The organism is Micromonospora reichwaldensis (genome assembly GCF_031845925.1).
In the GTDB taxonomy this organism is placed as follows: domain Bacteria; phylum Actinomycetota; class Actinomycetes; order Mycobacteriales; family Micromonosporaceae; genus Micromonospora; species Micromonospora reichwaldensis.
This window is the reverse complement of record NZ_JAVRFL010000002.1, coordinates 206,399-221,695: the sequence shown is the minus strand read 5'-3', so window position 1 is coordinate 221,695 and position 15,297 is coordinate 206,399. Positions and strand designations below refer to the sequence as shown.

General features: G+C 74.6%; 15 protein-coding genes and 1 pseudogene. 7 read left to right on the top strand and 9 right to left on the bottom strand.

Features of this window, described 5'->3' with window-relative positions:
- Positions 1–3: 3 nt before the first annotated feature.
- From RM555_RS02245 to RM555_RS02220, 6 genes are all read right to left on the bottom strand, one after another.
- Complete coding sequence (locus RM555_RS02245) at positions 4–1,566, bottom strand: serine/threonine-protein kinase (protein ID WP_311410188.1); 1,563 nt, start codon at positions 1,564–1,566, stop codon at positions 4–6.
- Between the two features lie 104 nt (positions 1,567–1,670).
- Positions 1,671–1,874 carry a hypothetical protein gene (locus RM555_RS02240; RefSeq protein ID WP_311410187.1) on the bottom strand — a complete coding sequence of 68 codons (204 nt, stop codon included), beginning with the start codon at positions 1,872–1,874 and terminating at the stop codon, positions 1,671–1,673.
- Between the two features lie 2 nt (positions 1,875–1,876).
- Positions 1,877–2,932 (bottom strand): LacI family DNA-binding transcriptional regulator, encoded by a 1,056-nt coding sequence (locus RM555_RS02235; protein ID WP_311410186.1) that lies wholly within the window; start codon positions 2,930–2,932, stop codon positions 1,877–1,879.
- A gap of 145 nt (positions 2,933–3,077) precedes the next feature.
- Positions 3,078–3,926, bottom strand: a complete 849-nt coding sequence (locus tag RM555_RS02230; protein WP_311410185.1) for an SAM-dependent methyltransferase — start codon at positions 3,924–3,926, stop codon at positions 3,078–3,080.
- Between the two features lie 107 nt (positions 3,927–4,033).
- Entirely contained in the window at positions 4,034–4,915 is an 882-nt protein-coding gene (locus RM555_RS02225) for a helix-turn-helix domain-containing protein (RefSeq protein WP_396888658.1), read from the bottom strand.
- A gap of 135 nt (positions 4,916–5,050) precedes the next feature.
- Positions 5,051–5,290 carry a DUF397 domain-containing protein gene (locus RM555_RS02220; protein WP_132240226.1) on the bottom strand — a complete coding sequence of 80 codons (240 nt, stop codon included), beginning with the start codon at positions 5,288–5,290 and terminating at the stop codon, positions 5,051–5,053.
- 261 nt (positions 5,291–5,551) lie between these two features.
- Between RM555_RS02220 and RM555_RS02215 the strand changes: the two genes are divergently transcribed.
- Both RM555_RS02215 and RM555_RS02210 read left to right on the top strand, forming a co-directional pair.
- Positions 5,552–6,202, top strand: coding sequence for a GGDEF domain-containing protein (locus tag RM555_RS02215; protein ID WP_132240227.1), 651 nt, complete (start codon positions 5,552–5,554; stop codon positions 6,200–6,202).
- Positions 6,203–6,320: 118 nt separating this feature from the next.
- Positions 6,321–6,971, top strand: coding sequence for a flavodoxin family protein (locus RM555_RS02210; RefSeq protein ID WP_311410183.1), 651 nt, complete (start codon positions 6,321–6,323; stop codon positions 6,969–6,971).
- A 4-nt stretch (positions 6,972–6,975) separates the two neighbouring features.
- Here the strand turns inward: RM555_RS02210 and RM555_RS02205 are convergent, their stop codons facing one another.
- Complete coding sequence (locus RM555_RS02205; RefSeq protein ID WP_311410182.1) at positions 6,976–7,458, bottom strand: type II toxin-antitoxin system PemK/MazF family toxin; 483 nt, start codon at positions 7,456–7,458, stop codon at positions 6,976–6,978.
- Between the two features lie 88 nt (positions 7,459–7,546).
- On the opposite strand from RM555_RS02205, the gene RM555_RS02200 reads away from it, so the two are divergent.
- The 4 genes and pseudogenes from RM555_RS02200 to prfH all read left to right on the top strand — a co-directional run bounded on the left by RM555_RS02200 (position 7,547) and on the right by prfH (position 11,552).
- Positions 7,547–8,149, top strand: coding sequence for a DUF4291 domain-containing protein (locus RM555_RS02200; protein WP_311410181.1), 603 nt, complete (start codon positions 7,547–7,549; stop codon positions 8,147–8,149).
- 611 nt (positions 8,150–8,760) lie between these two features.
- Positions 8,761–9,465, top strand: a pseudogene (gene blaOXA / locus RM555_RS02195) (class D beta-lactamase); the annotation flags it as partial.
- Between the two features lie 225 nt (positions 9,466–9,690).
- Entirely contained in the window at positions 9,691–10,866 is a 1,176-nt protein-coding gene (locus tag RM555_RS02190) for an RNA ligase RtcB family protein (protein WP_311410179.1), read from the top strand.
- Complete coding sequence (prfH, locus tag RM555_RS02185) at positions 10,863–11,552, top strand: peptide chain release factor H (RefSeq protein ID WP_311410178.1); 690 nt, start codon at positions 10,863–10,865, stop codon at positions 11,550–11,552. The genes RM555_RS02190 and prfH overlap by 4 nt, the downstream gene beginning before the upstream one ends.
- 166 nt (positions 11,553–11,718) lie before the next feature.
- Here prfH and RM555_RS02180 read toward each other — a convergent pair whose 3' ends face one another.
- Both RM555_RS02180 and RM555_RS02175 read right to left on the bottom strand, forming a co-directional pair.
- Entirely contained in the window at positions 11,719–12,297 is a 579-nt protein-coding gene (locus RM555_RS02180) for an AAA family ATPase (RefSeq protein ID WP_311410177.1), read from the bottom strand.
- Between the two features lie 144 nt (positions 12,298–12,441).
- Positions 12,442–14,079: a BCCT family transporter gene (locus tag RM555_RS02175; RefSeq protein WP_311410176.1), complete on the bottom strand. Its 1,638-nt coding sequence runs from the start codon at positions 14,077–14,079 to the stop codon at positions 12,442–12,444.
- 598 nt (positions 14,080–14,677) lie between these two features.
- On the opposite strand from RM555_RS02175, the gene RM555_RS02170 reads away from it, so the two are divergent.
- Positions 14,678–15,268 carry a D-alanyl-D-alanine carboxypeptidase family protein gene (locus RM555_RS02170; RefSeq protein ID WP_311410175.1) on the top strand — a complete coding sequence of 197 codons (591 nt, stop codon included), beginning with the start codon at positions 14,678–14,680 and terminating at the stop codon, positions 15,266–15,268.
- Positions 15,269–15,297: the final 29 nt, after the last annotated feature.

The window sequence follows — 15,297 nt, the reverse complement described above, 5'->3', positions numbered from 1 at the left end:
GGTTCAGTCGTCGTCCTCGTCGTCGTCCGGCGACGGCCTGTCGATCCGGTCGAGCAGGGCGTCGAGTCTGGCCACCGTGTCGGGCGGGAGCTGCCCCTCCTCGGCCGCCTCGGCAAGGCGCTCCCGCAGCTTCTCGACCCGCTTGGCCCGGTCCTTCTCCTTGCCCCGGCTCAGGTCCGCGAGCTTGTCCCGCAGCTCCTCGACCGTCTTACGGTCGATCTCGCCGCGGGCCTGCGCCCAGGCGAGCACCGCGGCGAACTCGGCGACGAACTGCGGCAGGCCGACCGGGTCGGGCCGCGCGGTCACCGGCGGCGGGGCGGTGGTCCTGGCCGGCGGCGGCGTCGGTCTGGCCGAGGTCGGCTTGCCAGCCGGTGTGCCGGTGACGGGGGCCGCCGCCGGTGGCGGACTTCCGCCGTCGCCGATGACGAGCGCCCCGACGAGCCCGACGAGCAGCGCGACGCCGACGGCGACCAGCGCGGTGACGGGCCTGTTGCGCGTGGTCCCCGCGCCGCCGGCCGGGGCGGGACGGCCGGTGCGGGCGACCACGGGATGGCGCCCACCTGGCGGGGTGGGGTACGGCACCCCCGCGCGGCCGGTGCCGGTGGGGTGCGGGGACGGCGGTGAGCGGTCGATCAGGGTCGGCGGATGCTCGGCGTCTGCCGACGAGGGCGACGTCGCAGACGATGCGCCGGCGGACGGGATCGGTAGGACGGCTGTGGGCGGGTGATTCGGCGCCCGCGCAGCGAAGCGGGTGGCGAGCTGGGCCGCGCCCGGCCGGTGCGCCGGATCGGTGGCCAGGCAGGCCAGGGTCAGCTCGGCGATGTCGGGCGGCAGCCCGGGGACCTGCGGGGGCGGCACCGGCGGGTGCCCGGCGTGCACCTCCAGCGCGTCCTCCCAGGTCTGCACGGGCAGTGGGGCCCGGCCGGTGAGGGTGCGGTAGAGCAGCGCGCCGAGGGCGTAGACGTCGCTGGCCGGGTTCGGCGGCCCGGGCCGCATCCGCTCCGGGGCGAAGTACGCGGGCGTGCCCATCAGCAGTTCGCCGGTCTGCCCCGCCCGCGGGTGGTGCGGCCCGGCGAGCGCGGCGATGCCGAAGTCGAGCACCTTGGCGCCGGTCTCGGTGAGCATCACGTTGCCGGGCTTGACGTCGCGGTGCACCACGCCGATGCGGTGGGCGGCGGCGAGCGCCGCAGCGATCTGGCCGGCCATCCGCACCGCCTCCGGCCAGGGCAGCGGCCCGTCGGCGAGCCGGTCGGCGAGGTTGCGCCCCTGCACCAGCTCCATCACCAGGTACGGGACGACGATGCCGCCGTCCAGGGCCGCCTCGCCGTAGTCGTACACCTGGGTGACGTGCGGGTGGGTCAGCCGCGCGGCGGCGCGGGCCTCGCGCTGGATGGTGGCCCGCAGTTGCGGGTCGGTGGCGAACTCCCGGGTGAGGGCCTTGACGGCGACGGGCCGGTGCAGCACCTCGTCGTCGGCGCGCCACACCTCGGACATCCCGCCGAGGCCGATGCGCTCGCGCAGGACGTAGCGGTCGTGCAACCGCAGGGTGGGCGAGAACGGCGACATAGCCGTTCAGTCTGCCCTGCCGGCGGGGTCGGCCACCAGCGCGGTGCCCGGTTGCGGGCCGGTCGTCGCGGTTCGGACGGCGACGACCGGCCGCACGGCGATGGTCAGGAGCAGCGCGGCGCGGCGGCGACCGGCGGCGGCTGGATGCGGTCGGCGAGCCGGCGCAGGACGGCGGCGGCGGCCAGCCGGGTGGGGGCGAGTCGCGCGACGCGGGGCCGCTCCGGGCGGACGGGGGCGTCCGGCCGGGCGGAGTTGACGTGCCGGGTCACCGCGTCGACGGCGAGGATGAAGCCGGTGGGCTGTTCCATGGTCAGCTCCCTGGGACGGGTCCGGTGGAGGACCGGACGACGAGTGCGGTGGGTAGCAGGACGTGGCCGGCCGCCGGATCGGCGGGCGGGTCGAGCAGGAGTCGGGCGGCGATGCGCCCCTTCTCCTCGGCTGGTTGCCGCACGGTGGTGAGGCCGGCGGTGGCGGCCTCGGCGATGTCGTCGAAGCCGGTGACCGACACGGGCGGGCGGCCGGCCTCGGCGAGCGCGTCGAGGACGCCGAGGGCGAGCACGTCCGCGCAGGCCAGTACCGCCGTGGGCGGTTCGGGGGCGGCGAGGGCGGCGGCGACGGCCGTGGCGCCCGCCGACCGGCTGTTGTCGGTGGCGGCGAGCACGGTCAGCCCGGACCAGGCGACGCCGACCTCGGCGAAGGCGTCGGCGAACCCGGCCAGCCGCGCCCGGGTCGTCGGGTGGGCCACGTCGGCCACGTCGGCGAGGCGCACTTCGCCCGGCGCCGCGCCGGGACGCACGGCGTCGCCGAGCAGGGCGACCCGCCGGTGCCCGAGCCCCGCCACGTGGGCGGCGACCGCCCGGGCGGCGGCCCGCTCGTCGATGCCGACGTAGCGGTCGTCGGGGCCGGCGTCGTCGCGGGGGGCGGTCGTGACGACGGGCAGGCCGCGCTCGCGGAGCACGTCGACGACCCAGCCCTCGTCGCCGACGCAGTAGACGCAGAAGCCGTCGACGGCGGCGTTCTCCACCGCCCGCCGCGCGGCGGGCTCGTCGGCCGGCAGCGGCACGAGCAGCAGGCTGGTGCCGTGCCGCTCGGCCGCCTCGGCGACGCCGGCCAGGAAGCGGACCGCGAAGGGGTCGGTGAAGGCGTACGACAGCCGCGACTCGAAGAGCACTCCGATGGCGCCCACGTACCCGCGCCGCAGCGACCGGGCGGTGGGGTTGGGGCCGGGGTAGCCGAGCTGCCGGGCGGCGTCCAGGATCCGCTGGCGCAGGGCGGCGGAGAGCTGGTCGGGTCGGCTGTAGGCGTTGGAGACGGTGCTGCGGGACACGCCGACGGCGTCCGCGACGGCTTGCAGGGTCGGCTTCACCGCGGCCTCTCTGTATCGATTCAGACTGGATCGATACAGAGACTAGGCGGAGCGGGCCGCCCTCGTCAACGCCGTACGGTGGGCGCAACGAATCCACCCCGCCCGGTCAGCCGGACGGGGTGGTCGGAGTGGACGGAGTGGGCGGTCAGGCCTTGCGGGCCACCCCGCCGTACATGCTGACCTCGGCCGCCGCCGGGCGGGGCTGCGGCGCGTCCTCGGCACGCCACTCGGCGACCGACGTGACGCCGGGCTCCAACAGCTCCAGCCCGTCGAAGAACCGGATGAACTCGGCCCGGGTGCGCAGGTTGATCAGGCCGTGCGGGCTGCCGCCCCGGGCCGCCGCCTTCGCCTCCTGCGCCACGTGCGGGGGGAGGTAGTCGTGGGTGGCGTGCGAGGCCGCCAGGTAGCTGCCCGGCGGCAGCGCGTCGAGCAGCCGCGTGACCACGGCGTACGGGTCGTCGTCGTCGCCGACGAAGTGCAGGATCGCGACCAGCATCAGGGCGACCGGCCGGGACAGGTCGATCGTGCGCAGCAGGTCGGGGTGGCCCAGGATCCGCTCCGGGTCGCGCAGGTCGGCGTCGATGTAGGCGGTGGCGCCCTCGGGCGAGCTGGTCAGCAGCGCCCGGGCGTGCGCGAGCACGATCGGGTCGTTGTCGACATAGACCACCCGCGACTCGGGGGCGATCGCCTGCGCGACCTCGTGGGTGTTGTCGGCGGTCGGAATGCCGGTGCCGATGTCGAGGAACTGGCGGATGCCCTCCTCCCGGGCGAGGTGCCGCACGGCCCGCTGGAGGAAACGGCGGTTCTCCAGCGCGGCGGTGCGGATGGTCGGGAAGGACGCCGCCACCATGTCGCCGGAGTCCCGGTCGGCCTGGAAGTTGTCCTTGCCACCGAGCCAGTAGTTGTACCGGCGCGCGGGGTGGGCCACCGAGGTGTCGATGCGGTCGCTCGGGTTCGCGGGGCCGGTCGTCGTACCCGGGGCATCGGTGGTCAAGGCAGCCTCCACGACTCTGCGCCACCCGCGACCGGGGGCGTCCGTCCACTGTCGCCGGTCGGCGACCATGGTAGCCGCACCGCCGCCCGGGCGAGGCCCCGCCGGGATCACCCCGGGTAGAGGTCGTCCAGGATCCCGCCGAGGATCCCCGGCGTACGCTCCGGCGGCTCGGCCTCCACGCAGAGCCGCTCCATCGCGACCGCGTAGTAGTCGAGGTCGTCGCGCTTGTCGAGGTAGAGCGCGCTGGTGAGCTGTTCGATGTAGACGATGTCGGGCAGTTCCCGGTCACCGAAGCGCAGGATGGTGAAGGCCCCGCCCGCAGCGGCGTGCCCACCGGCGGCGAACGGGATGACCTGGAGCCGGATGTTCGGCGACTTGGTGGCCTCGATCAACGCCGCCACCTGCTCGCGCATCACCCGCGGGCCGCCGATCGGCCGGCGCAGCGCGGCCTCGTCCACCACCGCCCAGAGCTGCGGCGGATTCTCGCGGTGCAGCAACCGCTGGCGCTGCATACGCAGTGCGACCCGACGCTCGATCTCCGCCGGTGCGGCCCGACCGTGCCCGAGCAGCACCACCGCCCGGGCGTACTCCCGGGTCTGGAGCAGGCCGGGGACGAACTGGACCTCGTAGCTGCGGATGAGCGCGGCGGCCGCCTCCAGCCCGAGGTACGACTGGAACCAGTTCGGCAGCACGTCGCCGTAGCGGTGCCACCAGCCCGGGCTGTTGGCGTCGCGGGCCAGCTTGAGCAGCGCCTCCCGCTCCTCGGACGCGGTGACGCCGTAGAGGGTGAGCAGGTCCGCGACGTCGCGTTCCTTGAAGCCGACCCGGCCCAGCTCCATCCGGCTGATCTTCGACTCGGAGGCGCGGATCTCCCAGCCGGCGCCCTCCCGGGTCACCCCGCTGGACTCGCGCAGCCGGCGCAACTGGGTGCCGAGCAGCATGCGCAGCACGGTCGGGCCGGTCCCCGGACCGCCCTCGGCGGGACCCATCGTCACAGCCGACCTCCACATGCCGGTTCGTGCCGACCGGGTGCCCTCGCGCGGCCGACGTGTAAGCATGCCATGAACCGTGAGTGAGGTGAACTTCTTCGGTGCGGACAATTCGTCCCGGTCGACGGGACGCGGTCAGGCGATCAGGTTGTCGAAGTCCCCGTCGCGCGCGCCGAGCACGAAGGCGGCGATCTCGTCCACCGTGTAGATCAATGCCGGCCCCTCCGGGTGCCGGGAGTTGCGCAGGGCGATGCCGGCGCCGCCGGGCAGTTCGGCCAGCTCGACGCAGTTGCCGCTGGGATTGCTCCGGCGGCTCTTCTGCCAGGCGAGCGGGGGCAGCTGGGTGGTGGGAACGCCGTTCGGAGGCTGCTGCATGGACGTCTTTCTCTCGCGAGCCCCGCGATGCCGGGCAGCGGTGCCTGATGAGGGGGCACGATATCGACGAAGGGCTTCCTGCACGTGCATCTGCTATTGCATCTGCACCGGACAGCGAGCATGATAACGCACGTGGACAGTGCCCATCTGTTCACTCTGAGTGACCCGACCTGGGGCTGCCACCAGGACGGACGGGGCCCGACACGCGGGCGCGGACCGCCGCGCGCGGGGGCCGGCGGCGACGTGCTGATGGGAGGTCTCGTGCCGGATCCGTTGACCATCGCGTCCGGCATCTGTGCCGCCGGGGCACTCGTCACCTCCTGGCAGCTGCGGCGCCGCGCGATCCAGGCCGAGGTCGAGATCAGGCACCTCCAGGCCGAGCTGGCCGCCGAGCGGCACGCCGCCAGCCACGACCCCCTGACGGGCCTGCCCAACCGCCGCGCGTTCTACCGCCTGGCCGCCACGCTGCTCACCGACGCGGCCGGGCAGCCGCTGATCGCCGTGGTGCTCGACCTCGACGACTTCAAGCAGATCAACGACCGCTACGGCCACGCCGCCGGCGACCAGGTGCTGGTGAGCGTCGCCCAACGGCTCGCTGCCTTCGCCGGGGACAACCTGGTCGCCCGGCTCGGCGGCGACGAGTTCGCCGGGCTGCTGGCCAGCCCCACGATCGACCGGCGGTGGATCGAGCACGCCACCCGGCGGCTCTGCGACAGTCTCGCCGCGCCGATCCCGCTGGGCGGGCTCAGCGTCCGGGTGACCGCCTCCGTCGGGCTCGCCCCCGTCACCGGGCCCGCGCAGCTCACCGAGGCGCTCGACCGGGCCGACGCCGCCATGTACCGGGCAAAGAGCCTCGGAGTGGCCCGCCCGCCCCGGCAACTCGTCGACAGCGCCCACCTGGCGGAGTGCTGAGCGCGCAGGCCCACGCCAGCGGACCGCCGGCCGGGGCACGACGCGTTTCGACGTGTCTCGCGCCGGTTGCCGGGTATGCCGGCAGGGTCAGCGCCGCGCCGGCCGAGGGAGGAACACCGTGGCGAGCATCCGGGCCCTGGTCCTGAACTGCACCCTCAAGCGGTCCCCCGCCCCGTCGAGCGCCGAGGTGCTCGGGCGCGAGGTGCTCGACGCCCTCGCCGACCAGGGCGTGCCGGGCGACCTGATCCGGGTCGTCGACCACGACGTGCGCTTCGGCGTCTCCACCGACGAGGGCGACGGCGACGGCTGGCCGGTCATCCGGTCCAGGCTGATGGCCGCGCAGATCCTCGTCATCGCCACGCCGATCTGGCTCGGTCAGCCGTCCGCCGTGTGCAAGATGGTCCTCGAACGGCTCGACGCCGAGCTCTCCGAGACCGACGCCGAGGGCCGGCTGCTCACCTACGGCAAGGTGGGCGGGGTCGCGGTCGTCGGCAACGAGGACGGCGCGCACCACACCATCGGCGAGGTCCAGCAGGCCCTCAACGAGGTCGGCTTCACCTGCCCCGCGGCGGGCGCCACCTACTGGGTCGGCGAGGCGCTGCACAAGGTGGACTACATCGACGCCCGCCCCAAGCCCGACACCACGGGACGCACCACCACGGCGTTGGCGCTCAACAGCGCGCACCTGGCCCGGCTGCTGGCCGAGCAGCCGTACCCGCCGCCGGACGCCCGCGACGCCGGGATCGGCCCGAGCCGCGAGCCGGCCTGACGGGTCAGCGCCAGCCGTAGCCGGCGCGCAGGGCCCGGCCGACCCGGTCGAAACGGGCCCGGTCCAACACCGCGCCCTCCCGGCGGATGCCGTCCTCCCGCATGGTCAGCACCCGGTCCAGCCGCACCCAGCTCGGCCGGTTGTCCCGGTCCCACTCGCCCGGGCCGAGCGCCAGCCAGTGCCGCTGCCCGTCGCGCTCGCCCTGACTGGACAGCATCAGCCCGAACAGCGTCCGGCTGTGCCGGCCCACCACCAGCACCGGGCGGTCCTTGCCCTGACGCGGGTCGTCCTCGTACTGCACCCAGGTCCAGACGATCTCGCCCGGATCGGCGTGCCCGTCGAGCTCCGGGGCGTACGCCAACTGCCGACGTTGCAACGCCGCGATCTGGCGGGGGCGGGCGACCCGCGCCGGGCCCGGCCCGGGCCGGCGCGGCGACGGGATCACCCCGCCGATACGGACCGCCACACTCCTGAGAAGACCTGCCACGACCGGCAGCCTATCCCCCACCGGGGCCGCCGGCCCGGGCGGGACAATCCGATGGACCGGGCCCGGACGATCGGTCAGGATCGGCGCCATGCAGGTCCCCGCCCACCAGGTCCGCGCCCGCTTCACCGCCGACACCGTGACCGTGTACCAGGCGTACCCGCCGGAGATCGCCCGCCCGGCGCTGGCCGCCGGCCGCTTCGTGCCGCCGTTCAAGCGGGAACGGATGACCTGGATCAAGCCGTCGTTCCGCTGGATGATGTACCGCTGCGGCTGGGGCGCGAAGCCCGGGCAGGAGCGGGTGCTGGCCGTCGAGATCACCCGCGCCGGCTTCGAGTGGGCGCTGACCAACTCGTGCCTGAGCAGCTTCGAGCGCGACCGCCACCAGGACCGGGAGGACTGGGCGCGACGGCTGCGGGCCAGCCCGGTGCGGGTGCAGTGGGACCCGGAACGGTCGCTGCGCCTGGCCCCGCTGCCGCACCGGTCCCTACAGGTGGGGCTCTCCGGCGAGGCGGTGCGCCGGTACGTCGACGAGTGGCTGGTCGGTCTCACCGACGTGACCTCGACCGCCCACGCGGTGCGCGCGGCGCTCGACGCCGGCGACGACACCGCCGCCGGGGCGCTGCTGCCCCCGGAGCGCCCGTACCCGCTGCCGCCCGACGTGGCCGCCGTGATCGGCGCGTCCGCATCGTGACCGGACCCCGTGCCCCCGGTGGGCGCGCCGTCGGGTCCCGGTCCGCCTCCACCCGCCGCGCGCCACGGCTCCAGCCGGTGCTCGAGGTGGATCGCCTCGACGACTTCCCGCTCTGGCCGGTGGCCGACGTAGGCCCGTGGCTGGCTCTCTCCGACGCGCTGACCGCCGCCGAGGTGGGTGCCGCGGTGGCCTGGAGGACTGGCGCGAGTGGTACGAGATCCCGGCCGGCCGCTCACCGGACCTCGACCCCGACCCCTGGGTGGAGCGGCGTGCTTCACTGGGGGTGTCGGTGCCGGCACGGACGGAGGCGGTGGCGGGTGGTCTTCGAGACACGGGCGCGAAGCCTGGCCGCGCCGCCGACGGCAATCCGCCCGGGCCTCGTAGCGGTCGGGGTGCCGGGCGAGGTCGTCGGCCTGGGCCGCGCCCGCCCCCGGCGGCGGGTCGCGGGCGCCGCGGCCGTCGCCCTGCTCCTGCTGGCCGGCGCGACCGGTTGTACCGGCAGCGGGCGTCCGCAGCCCCCGGCGGCCGGCGCCGCGTCCGCCACCGCCGCGACGGACCCGTCCCCCACGCCGACCGCGCCGGCGGTCGAGGTCCGCGACGACCTGGCGGGCCTGTTCCGGCAGGCCGGCCTCCGGGGCACCTTCGTGATGTACGACGTGACGGCCGGCCGCGTCGTCATGGTCGACCGGGAGCGGGCCGAGCGACGGTTCGTCCCCGCCTCGACGTTCAAGATCGCGCACAGCCTGATCGCGCTGGAGACCGGCGTGGTGCGCGACGAGCGGGAGAAGGTCCCCTACGGCGGCGGGCCGCAGCGCGTCGCCGCCTGGGAGCGGGACATGGGGCTGCGCGACGCGGTCCGGGTCTCCAACGTGCCGGTGTTCCAGGAGCTGGCCCGCCGCATCGGGCCGGACCGGGAGCGGGAGTGGCTGCACCGGCTCGGCTACGGCAACGGCGAGGTCGGGCCGGCCGTGGACCGGTTCTGGCTGGACGGGCCGCTGGAGATCTCGGCCGACGAGCAGGCGCGGTGGCTGGCCCGGCTGGCCCGGGGCGGGCTGCCGGCCGACCGGGGGCACCAGGCCACCGTCCGGGACATCCTGCGCCTGGAGCGCACCGCCGGGTACGCCCTCCACGGCAAGACCGGCTGGACGGACGCCACCGACCCGGGCACGGGATGGTGGGTCGGCTGGGTCGATCGCGGCGACCGGCTGTACTGCTTCGCGCTCAACGTGGACGTCCGGACGGACGGCGACGCCGACAAGCGCCTGCCGCTGGGCCGGCAGCTGCTGCACCGCCTCGGCGCCCTGCCCGCCCCCTGACCGCCGCACACCGTCGCAACGACCTGCGGCTACGAGGCGGAAGCCCTGGCAGGGCGTCGAACAGGTCGCCGGCGCGGCGGAAAGTCGGTTGCCGCACCCGGTCGGCTCCGGAATCGTGTCGTCCATGACGTTCTGACGGGCAGCATCCCCATCGCCGAGGCGCGCGGCACCGACCGGTGTCGTGGTGCCGTCCGTCCATGCTGTTCAAGCGAGAAGCGAGCGTCCTTGTCTCCGCACCAGTCCCCGCCGCAGTCCACCCCGGCCACCGTCACCGTGTTCGCCTCCCCCACGAGCTGGATCGAGTCCGAGGCCCTGACGCAGTGCCAGCAGGTGGCCGCCCTTCCCGGCATGATCCACGTCGCCGCCATGCCGGACCTGCACCCGGGCAAGGGTGCCCCCATCGGCGCCGCCATGGCGTCGACCGTGCTGTACCCGTTCCTGGTGGGCTCCGACATCGGCTGCGGCATCGCCGTGTTCCCCATCAGGCTCAGGCGGGCCGTGCCGGAGCGGCTCGCCGCCCGGTTCCCCGACCTCGACCGCCCCCTCGACCCCGGGCGGGACGCCGACGACCCCGCCTGGGCCGCCGTGGCGGGCGACATCCCCGCCGGCCACGTCGACGGGCTCGGGACGGTCGGTCGCGGCAACCACTTCGTCGAGCTGGCGCGCGTCGACACGGTCTTCGAGCCGGGCCACGCGAGCCGGCTCGGGCTCGACGCGGGCGACCTCGTGCTCATCGTCCACACCGGCTCCCGGGGCCTGGGCGAGCGGATCCTGCGGGCGCACACCGAGGCCCACGGCGCGGGCCCCGCCCCTGATCCCGCCGCCTACCTCTCGGCGCACGACGACGCCGTACGGTGGGGCTCGCTCAACCGGCGGCTGCTGGCCGCCCGGGTCGCCCACGCCCTGGGGGCCGAGCCCACCGAGCCCGTCGTCGACCAGTGCCACAACCTGGTGGAGGTCCACGACGGCGTCTACCTGCACCGCAAGGGCGCGGCGCCGGGCGACGGCCGCGACGTGCTCGTCGCCGGCACCCGGGGCACCGCCTCCTACCTCGTGGCCGCCCACGCGGGCCCGGACGCCAACCACTCGGTGGCGCACGGCGCGGGCCGCAAGATGTCCCGCGCCGACGCCCTGCGGCGCAGCCGCGCCAAGCACACCGTCGAGGAACTGCGGCGCACCCCGGTGGGGTCGCTGGTGGTGTGCGGCGACCGCCAACTGCTCTTCGAGGAGGCGCCCACGGCCTACAAGCGCATCGAACGCGTGATCACGGATCTCGTCGACCACGACCTGGCCACGCCCGTGGCCACCACGGTCCCCCTGGTCACCTACAAGACGCCCGACGCCGGGTCCACCGCCCGGTCCGACCGTCGCGACGACCGCCGCAAGCGGGGCCGGGCATGAGCCTGCACCTGCTCGTGTCGGCCGGGCGTGGCCCGCAGGAGTGCGCCTGGGCGCTGGCCCGGCTGCTGCACCGCCTGGAGACCGAGGCCGCCCGGCGGGGCCTGACGACCCACCGGGTCCGGACCGTACCGGGCGAACGGCCCGACACCTACCGGTCGGCAGTGATCCGGATCTCCGGCGACGGCGCCGAGGCGTTCGCCGCCTCGTGGACCGGCACCCTGTGCTGGCAGGCCCCCAGCCCCTACCGGGCGAGCACCGGCCGGAAGAACTGGTACGTCGTCGCCCGCCCGTGCCAGCTCGACAGCCCGACCACGGCGTTCGCGGAGGCGGACGTCGAGATCGTGGCCTGCCGTACCGGCGGCCCCGGCGGCCAGCACCGGAACAAGGCCAGCACGGCGGTACGGGCGACCCACCGCCCGTCGGGCATCGTCGTGGTGGTCGACACCGAACGGCAGTTCAGCCTCAACCGGCGCCTCGCCATCCAGCTGCTGCGGCAGCGGATCGCACGCGACGACCAGACCGCCGAGCGCGCCGCCGACACGGCCCGGTGGCGCATCCACGACGAACTCGTCCGCGGCGACCCCACCCGCGTCGAACGCCCGGAACCGTCGGGTCAGGGGGCGGGTCCGCCGCAGCGGACGCGCCGGGGGCGCTCACCCCGCCGCCGGGACGCGTCAGCCTCGTGACCGGCGGGAGTCGGTTTTCTACCGGCAGATCAACGCCACGCCACGCCACCCGGACCGCGGCCGGATCGTCCCCTACCTGCCGTACCTGCGGCTGTTGTTCACGGCCTGTGCACCGTCCGGCTGACGGAGCTGGCCGAGGAGCGCATGGTGGCGTGAGCGGCGGCCGCTAGCTGAGGCAGGCGAGGAGTTGGCGGTAGGCCTCGTCCTCCCTGCCGTGCTCGCTGCGCACCACGCTCGTCCCGGGCCGGGCGGCGACGACGGCGAGCAGCCGGTCGTACATCGCCGCCAGCTCGGTGGTCCCGCCATGCCGGTCGAGCAGGCGCTGGGCGTCGAGATGCGCCGGATCCGTGGAGGTACGGCTGCGTTCGGCGAATCGCCACAGCGCGTTCTCCTTGGCGTCGAGCAGGACGATCTCGTGGAACCGGGCACCGGTGTCGTGCGCCACGCGCTCGGCCTGCTCGATGAACTCGGGACGGCCGAGGAACTGCGGGATGATCACGTCGTGGCGGCCGGCCAGGTGTGCCCGGGCCGCCGCCAGCGTGACGGCGCGGGCGAGGAGACCGGCGGGGCCGGCATGATCACGCCACCGCCCGATGAGGTCACGGATCCGGTCGATGTCGAGGTCGAGCGCGAGGGGGTGGTCCTCGACGTACCTGCGGGCCAGCGTCGACTTGCCGCAGCCGGGTGGTCCGTTGAGCACGATCAGGCGCGGCGCCCGCGCGGCAGCCGGCTGGGCCTGGGTCACGACACGCCTCCTCGCTCGGCCCGACGCCGCCGGGAGGCGCCGCCCGTACGGACGTCCACGATGGTACGTCCGCGGGCCGGAACCCACGTGCGGCGCGGGCCGTCCCCGGGTTGGCAGGGACGGCCCGCGCCGCACGCGCCGGGGTCAGGAGGACTCGGGCTTCGTGGCGGCCGGTGACGTGCCGGCGGACACGAGGGCCCGCAGTTCCGGGGCCATCGTGGCGCTGTCCGGCTCGCGCCGCAGCTCGCGGAGCAGGCCGACGACCATGCCGACCATGACGAACAGGAACGGCAGCGCGGCGAGGATGGTCAGCGACTGCAGGGCGGACAGTCCGCCGGCGAGCAGCAGCACCGCGGCCACCAGGCCGGTCAGGACGCCCCACATGGAGACGAGCCAGGCCTTCGGCTCCAGGCTGCCGCGCGAGGAGAGCGTGCCCATCACCACCGAGGCGGCGTCGGCGCCGCTGACGAAGAAGAGCGCCACCAGCACCATGACCAGGATCGCGGTGACGGTGAAGAACGGGAACTCCCGCAGGACCGCGAAGAGCGCCGCCTCCGGGCTCTCCTTCACCGCGGCCGACAGGTCGGTGCCGTTGAGTTGCAGGTTGATGGCGGTACCGCCGAACACCGAGAACCAGACGAAGCTGACGAGGCTCGGGATGGCCACCACACCGAGGACGAACTGGCGGATGGTGCGGCCCTTGGAGATGCGGGCGATGAAGGCGCCGACGAACGGGGTCCAGGAGATCCACCACGCCCAGTAGAAGATGGTCCAGCCCGCCATCCACTGCTCGCCGCCGAAGGCGCCGGTGCGGAAGCTCATCGGGATGAGGTCGTAGAGGTAACCGCCGGTCGACGCGGTGAGCGTGTTGAGGACGAACACCGTCGGGCCCACCACGAGCAGGAAGAACATCAGCGCCACCGCGAGCACCATGTTGGTGTTCGACAGGAACTGGATGCCCCGCTTGACGCCCGTGACGGCGGAGACCACGAACGCCACCGTGAGCACCGCGATGATGCCGATCGCCAGCGGGGTGGACTTCGGCACGTCCCAGAGGTTCGTCAGGCCGCTGTTGATCTGCAGGGCGCCCAACCCGAGGGAGACCGCCGACCCGAACAGCGTCGCGAAGATCGCGAAGATGTCGATGGCCCGGCCGGGTCCCCGGTTGGCGCGCTCCCCGATGAGCGGGAAGAAGGCGCTGCTGATCAGGCCGCGCCGACCCTTGCGGAAGGTGAAGTAGGCCAGCGCGAGGCCCACCACGGCGTAGATCGCCCACGGGTGCAGCGCCCAGTGGAAGAAGGAGTACTCCATGGCCACCCGCGCGGCCTGCGGGGAGTTCGGTTCGTTGAGGCCACGCGGCGGGGTCGCCAGGTGCGACAGCGGCTCGGCGGCGCCCCAGAACATCAGGCCGATGCCCATGCCGGCGCTGAACATCATCGCCACCCAGGAGACGGTGGAGAACTCGGGCTCGTCGTCGTCGCGGCCGAGCTTGATCCGGCCGTACCGGCTGAGCGCCAGCCAGATCGACAGCACCACGAAGCCGGTGCTGGCCAGCACGAAGACCCAGCCGAACGACCGGACCACCCAGTCGAGCGCGGTGTCGGTGACCGAGGCGAGGTTGTCGGTGGCGACGATGCCCCACGCCACGAAGAGAACGGTCACCGCGGCGGCGACGCCCAGCACCGTCCGGTCGATGCCCTGCGCGGGGCGGCCAGGCTCAGGTGGTGCGTCGCCCGGCGGGGTGTTGTCGTCGGTTGCCGGACCTGTCGCGGACACGGTCATGGTCTGTGGACCTCCGTGGGCTGGCCGGTACGCGGGCCGCGTTCCCGGCTCCGCGCGCGCCGGTCGGCCCGCATGTCGGGTTGTCCCGCGCCCCGTCCGGGGCCCGGGAACTCGGAAAGTTGTCGCCGCCGGTGCCGACGTCGTTCCGGCGGGCGTACGGGTCGGCCGGGGCTCGGCCGCCACGGACGTCGGCGACGACCGGCGATCACTCTCGGCGTCGATGTTGGAGGTGACCCTGCGGTCTCATGACAGTCCGGTGACAAAACCGGCGGGGCGGCTCGGGTAGGGGCGTTCGCACTCGACGCGAGCCGCGTCGGGGCCGCGATCGGTCCGTGCGGCGCGAGCGCCCGGCCGAGCAGGAACCGGCGCACGGTCCCGACGGCAAGGCGGGACCCGGCTTCGCGACCGCGCGCTGAGTAGTCGTACTCAGGCCGGCGCGTGACGGTTACGGAATTCTGACTCCATGATTCCGGTCGATGACGTGGAGTGCCACGGGTCAGGGGCATCGACGAGGCGGCGGCTTCCTGGTCGACGGCGGGCGCCGGCCGGGCCACGGATCAGGTCCGTCGTCGTCCGCCTGGCCCGGCAGGCGAACATCATGAGCGCGGCCCGGTCCGCCCGGCGCCGCGATCGCGTGTACGAGGCCGTCACGCTGGCTCTCGCGGTGGTGCTCCTGCCGGTGGCGTTCGTCGTCGCGCGCGGCCGGGCGAAGCATGTGGCCTGCCAGTGGGCGCTGGCGACGCGCTTTCCGGCCGAGGACCTGACCGGCCTGACGCCCGCCACGCGCGCGGCCTTCGAGGCCGCCCGGGCGCAGGCCCTGTGGCGCGACGGTGAGCTGATCGGGCTCACGTCCGGGCACCGGACCGCCGAGGAGCAGGCACGCCTGTTCGCCGAGGCGGTCCGGTGCGCCGGGTCCCCGGAGGCGGCCCGGCTGCGGGTACTGCCGCCGTACGAGTCGCGGCACGTCGCGGGCACGGCCCTCGACGTACGGCCCGCCGAGGGCGCGCGCTGGTTGGAGACGTACGGCGCGCGCCACCATCTGCACCGGGTGTACGACAACGAGTGGTGGCACTTCGAGTACCGGCCCGGTCGTCGCCCCGACCGGCTGCCCCACCCGGGTGCCTCGACGCCCCCGACCGTGGTCCCCGCCCTGCCGTCGCGACTGGTGCGGCTGACCGACAGGTGGTGACGGCGGCCCGCCGAGCGGGCACAGTGAAG

Bases quoted from the DNA above. Each gene is read 5' to 3' on its own strand.
- RM555_RS02175 (WP_311410176.1), bottom strand. From the start codon at position 14,079: ATGACCGTGTCCGCGACAGGTCCGGCAACCGACGACAACACCCCGCCG.
- RM555_RS02220 (WP_132240226.1), bottom strand. From the start codon at position 5,290: ATGCAGCAGCCTCCGAACGGCGTTCCCACCACCCAGCTGCCCCCGCTC.
- RM555_RS02240 (WP_311410187.1), bottom strand. From the start codon at position 1,874: ATGGAACAGCCCACCGGCTTCATCCTCGCCGTCGACGCGGTGACCCGG.
- RM555_RS02200 (WP_311410181.1), top strand. From the start codon at position 7,547: ATGCAGGTCCCCGCCCACCAGGTCCGCGCCCGCTTCACCGCCGACACC.
- RM555_RS02225 (WP_396888658.1), bottom strand. From the start codon at position 4,915: ATGGGTCCCGCCGAGGGCGGTCCGGGGACCGGCCCGACCGTGCTGCGC.
- prfH (WP_311410178.1), top strand. From the start codon at position 10,863: ATGAGCCTGCACCTGCTCGTGTCGGCCGGGCGTGGCCCGCAGGAGTGC.
- RM555_RS02170 (WP_311410175.1), top strand. From the start codon at position 14,678: ATGAGCGCGGCCCGGTCCGCCCGGCGCCGCGATCGCGTGTACGAGGCC.
- RM555_RS02245 (WP_311410188.1), bottom strand. From the start codon at position 1,566: ATGTCGCCGTTCTCGCCCACCCTGCGGTTGCACGACCGCTACGTCCTG.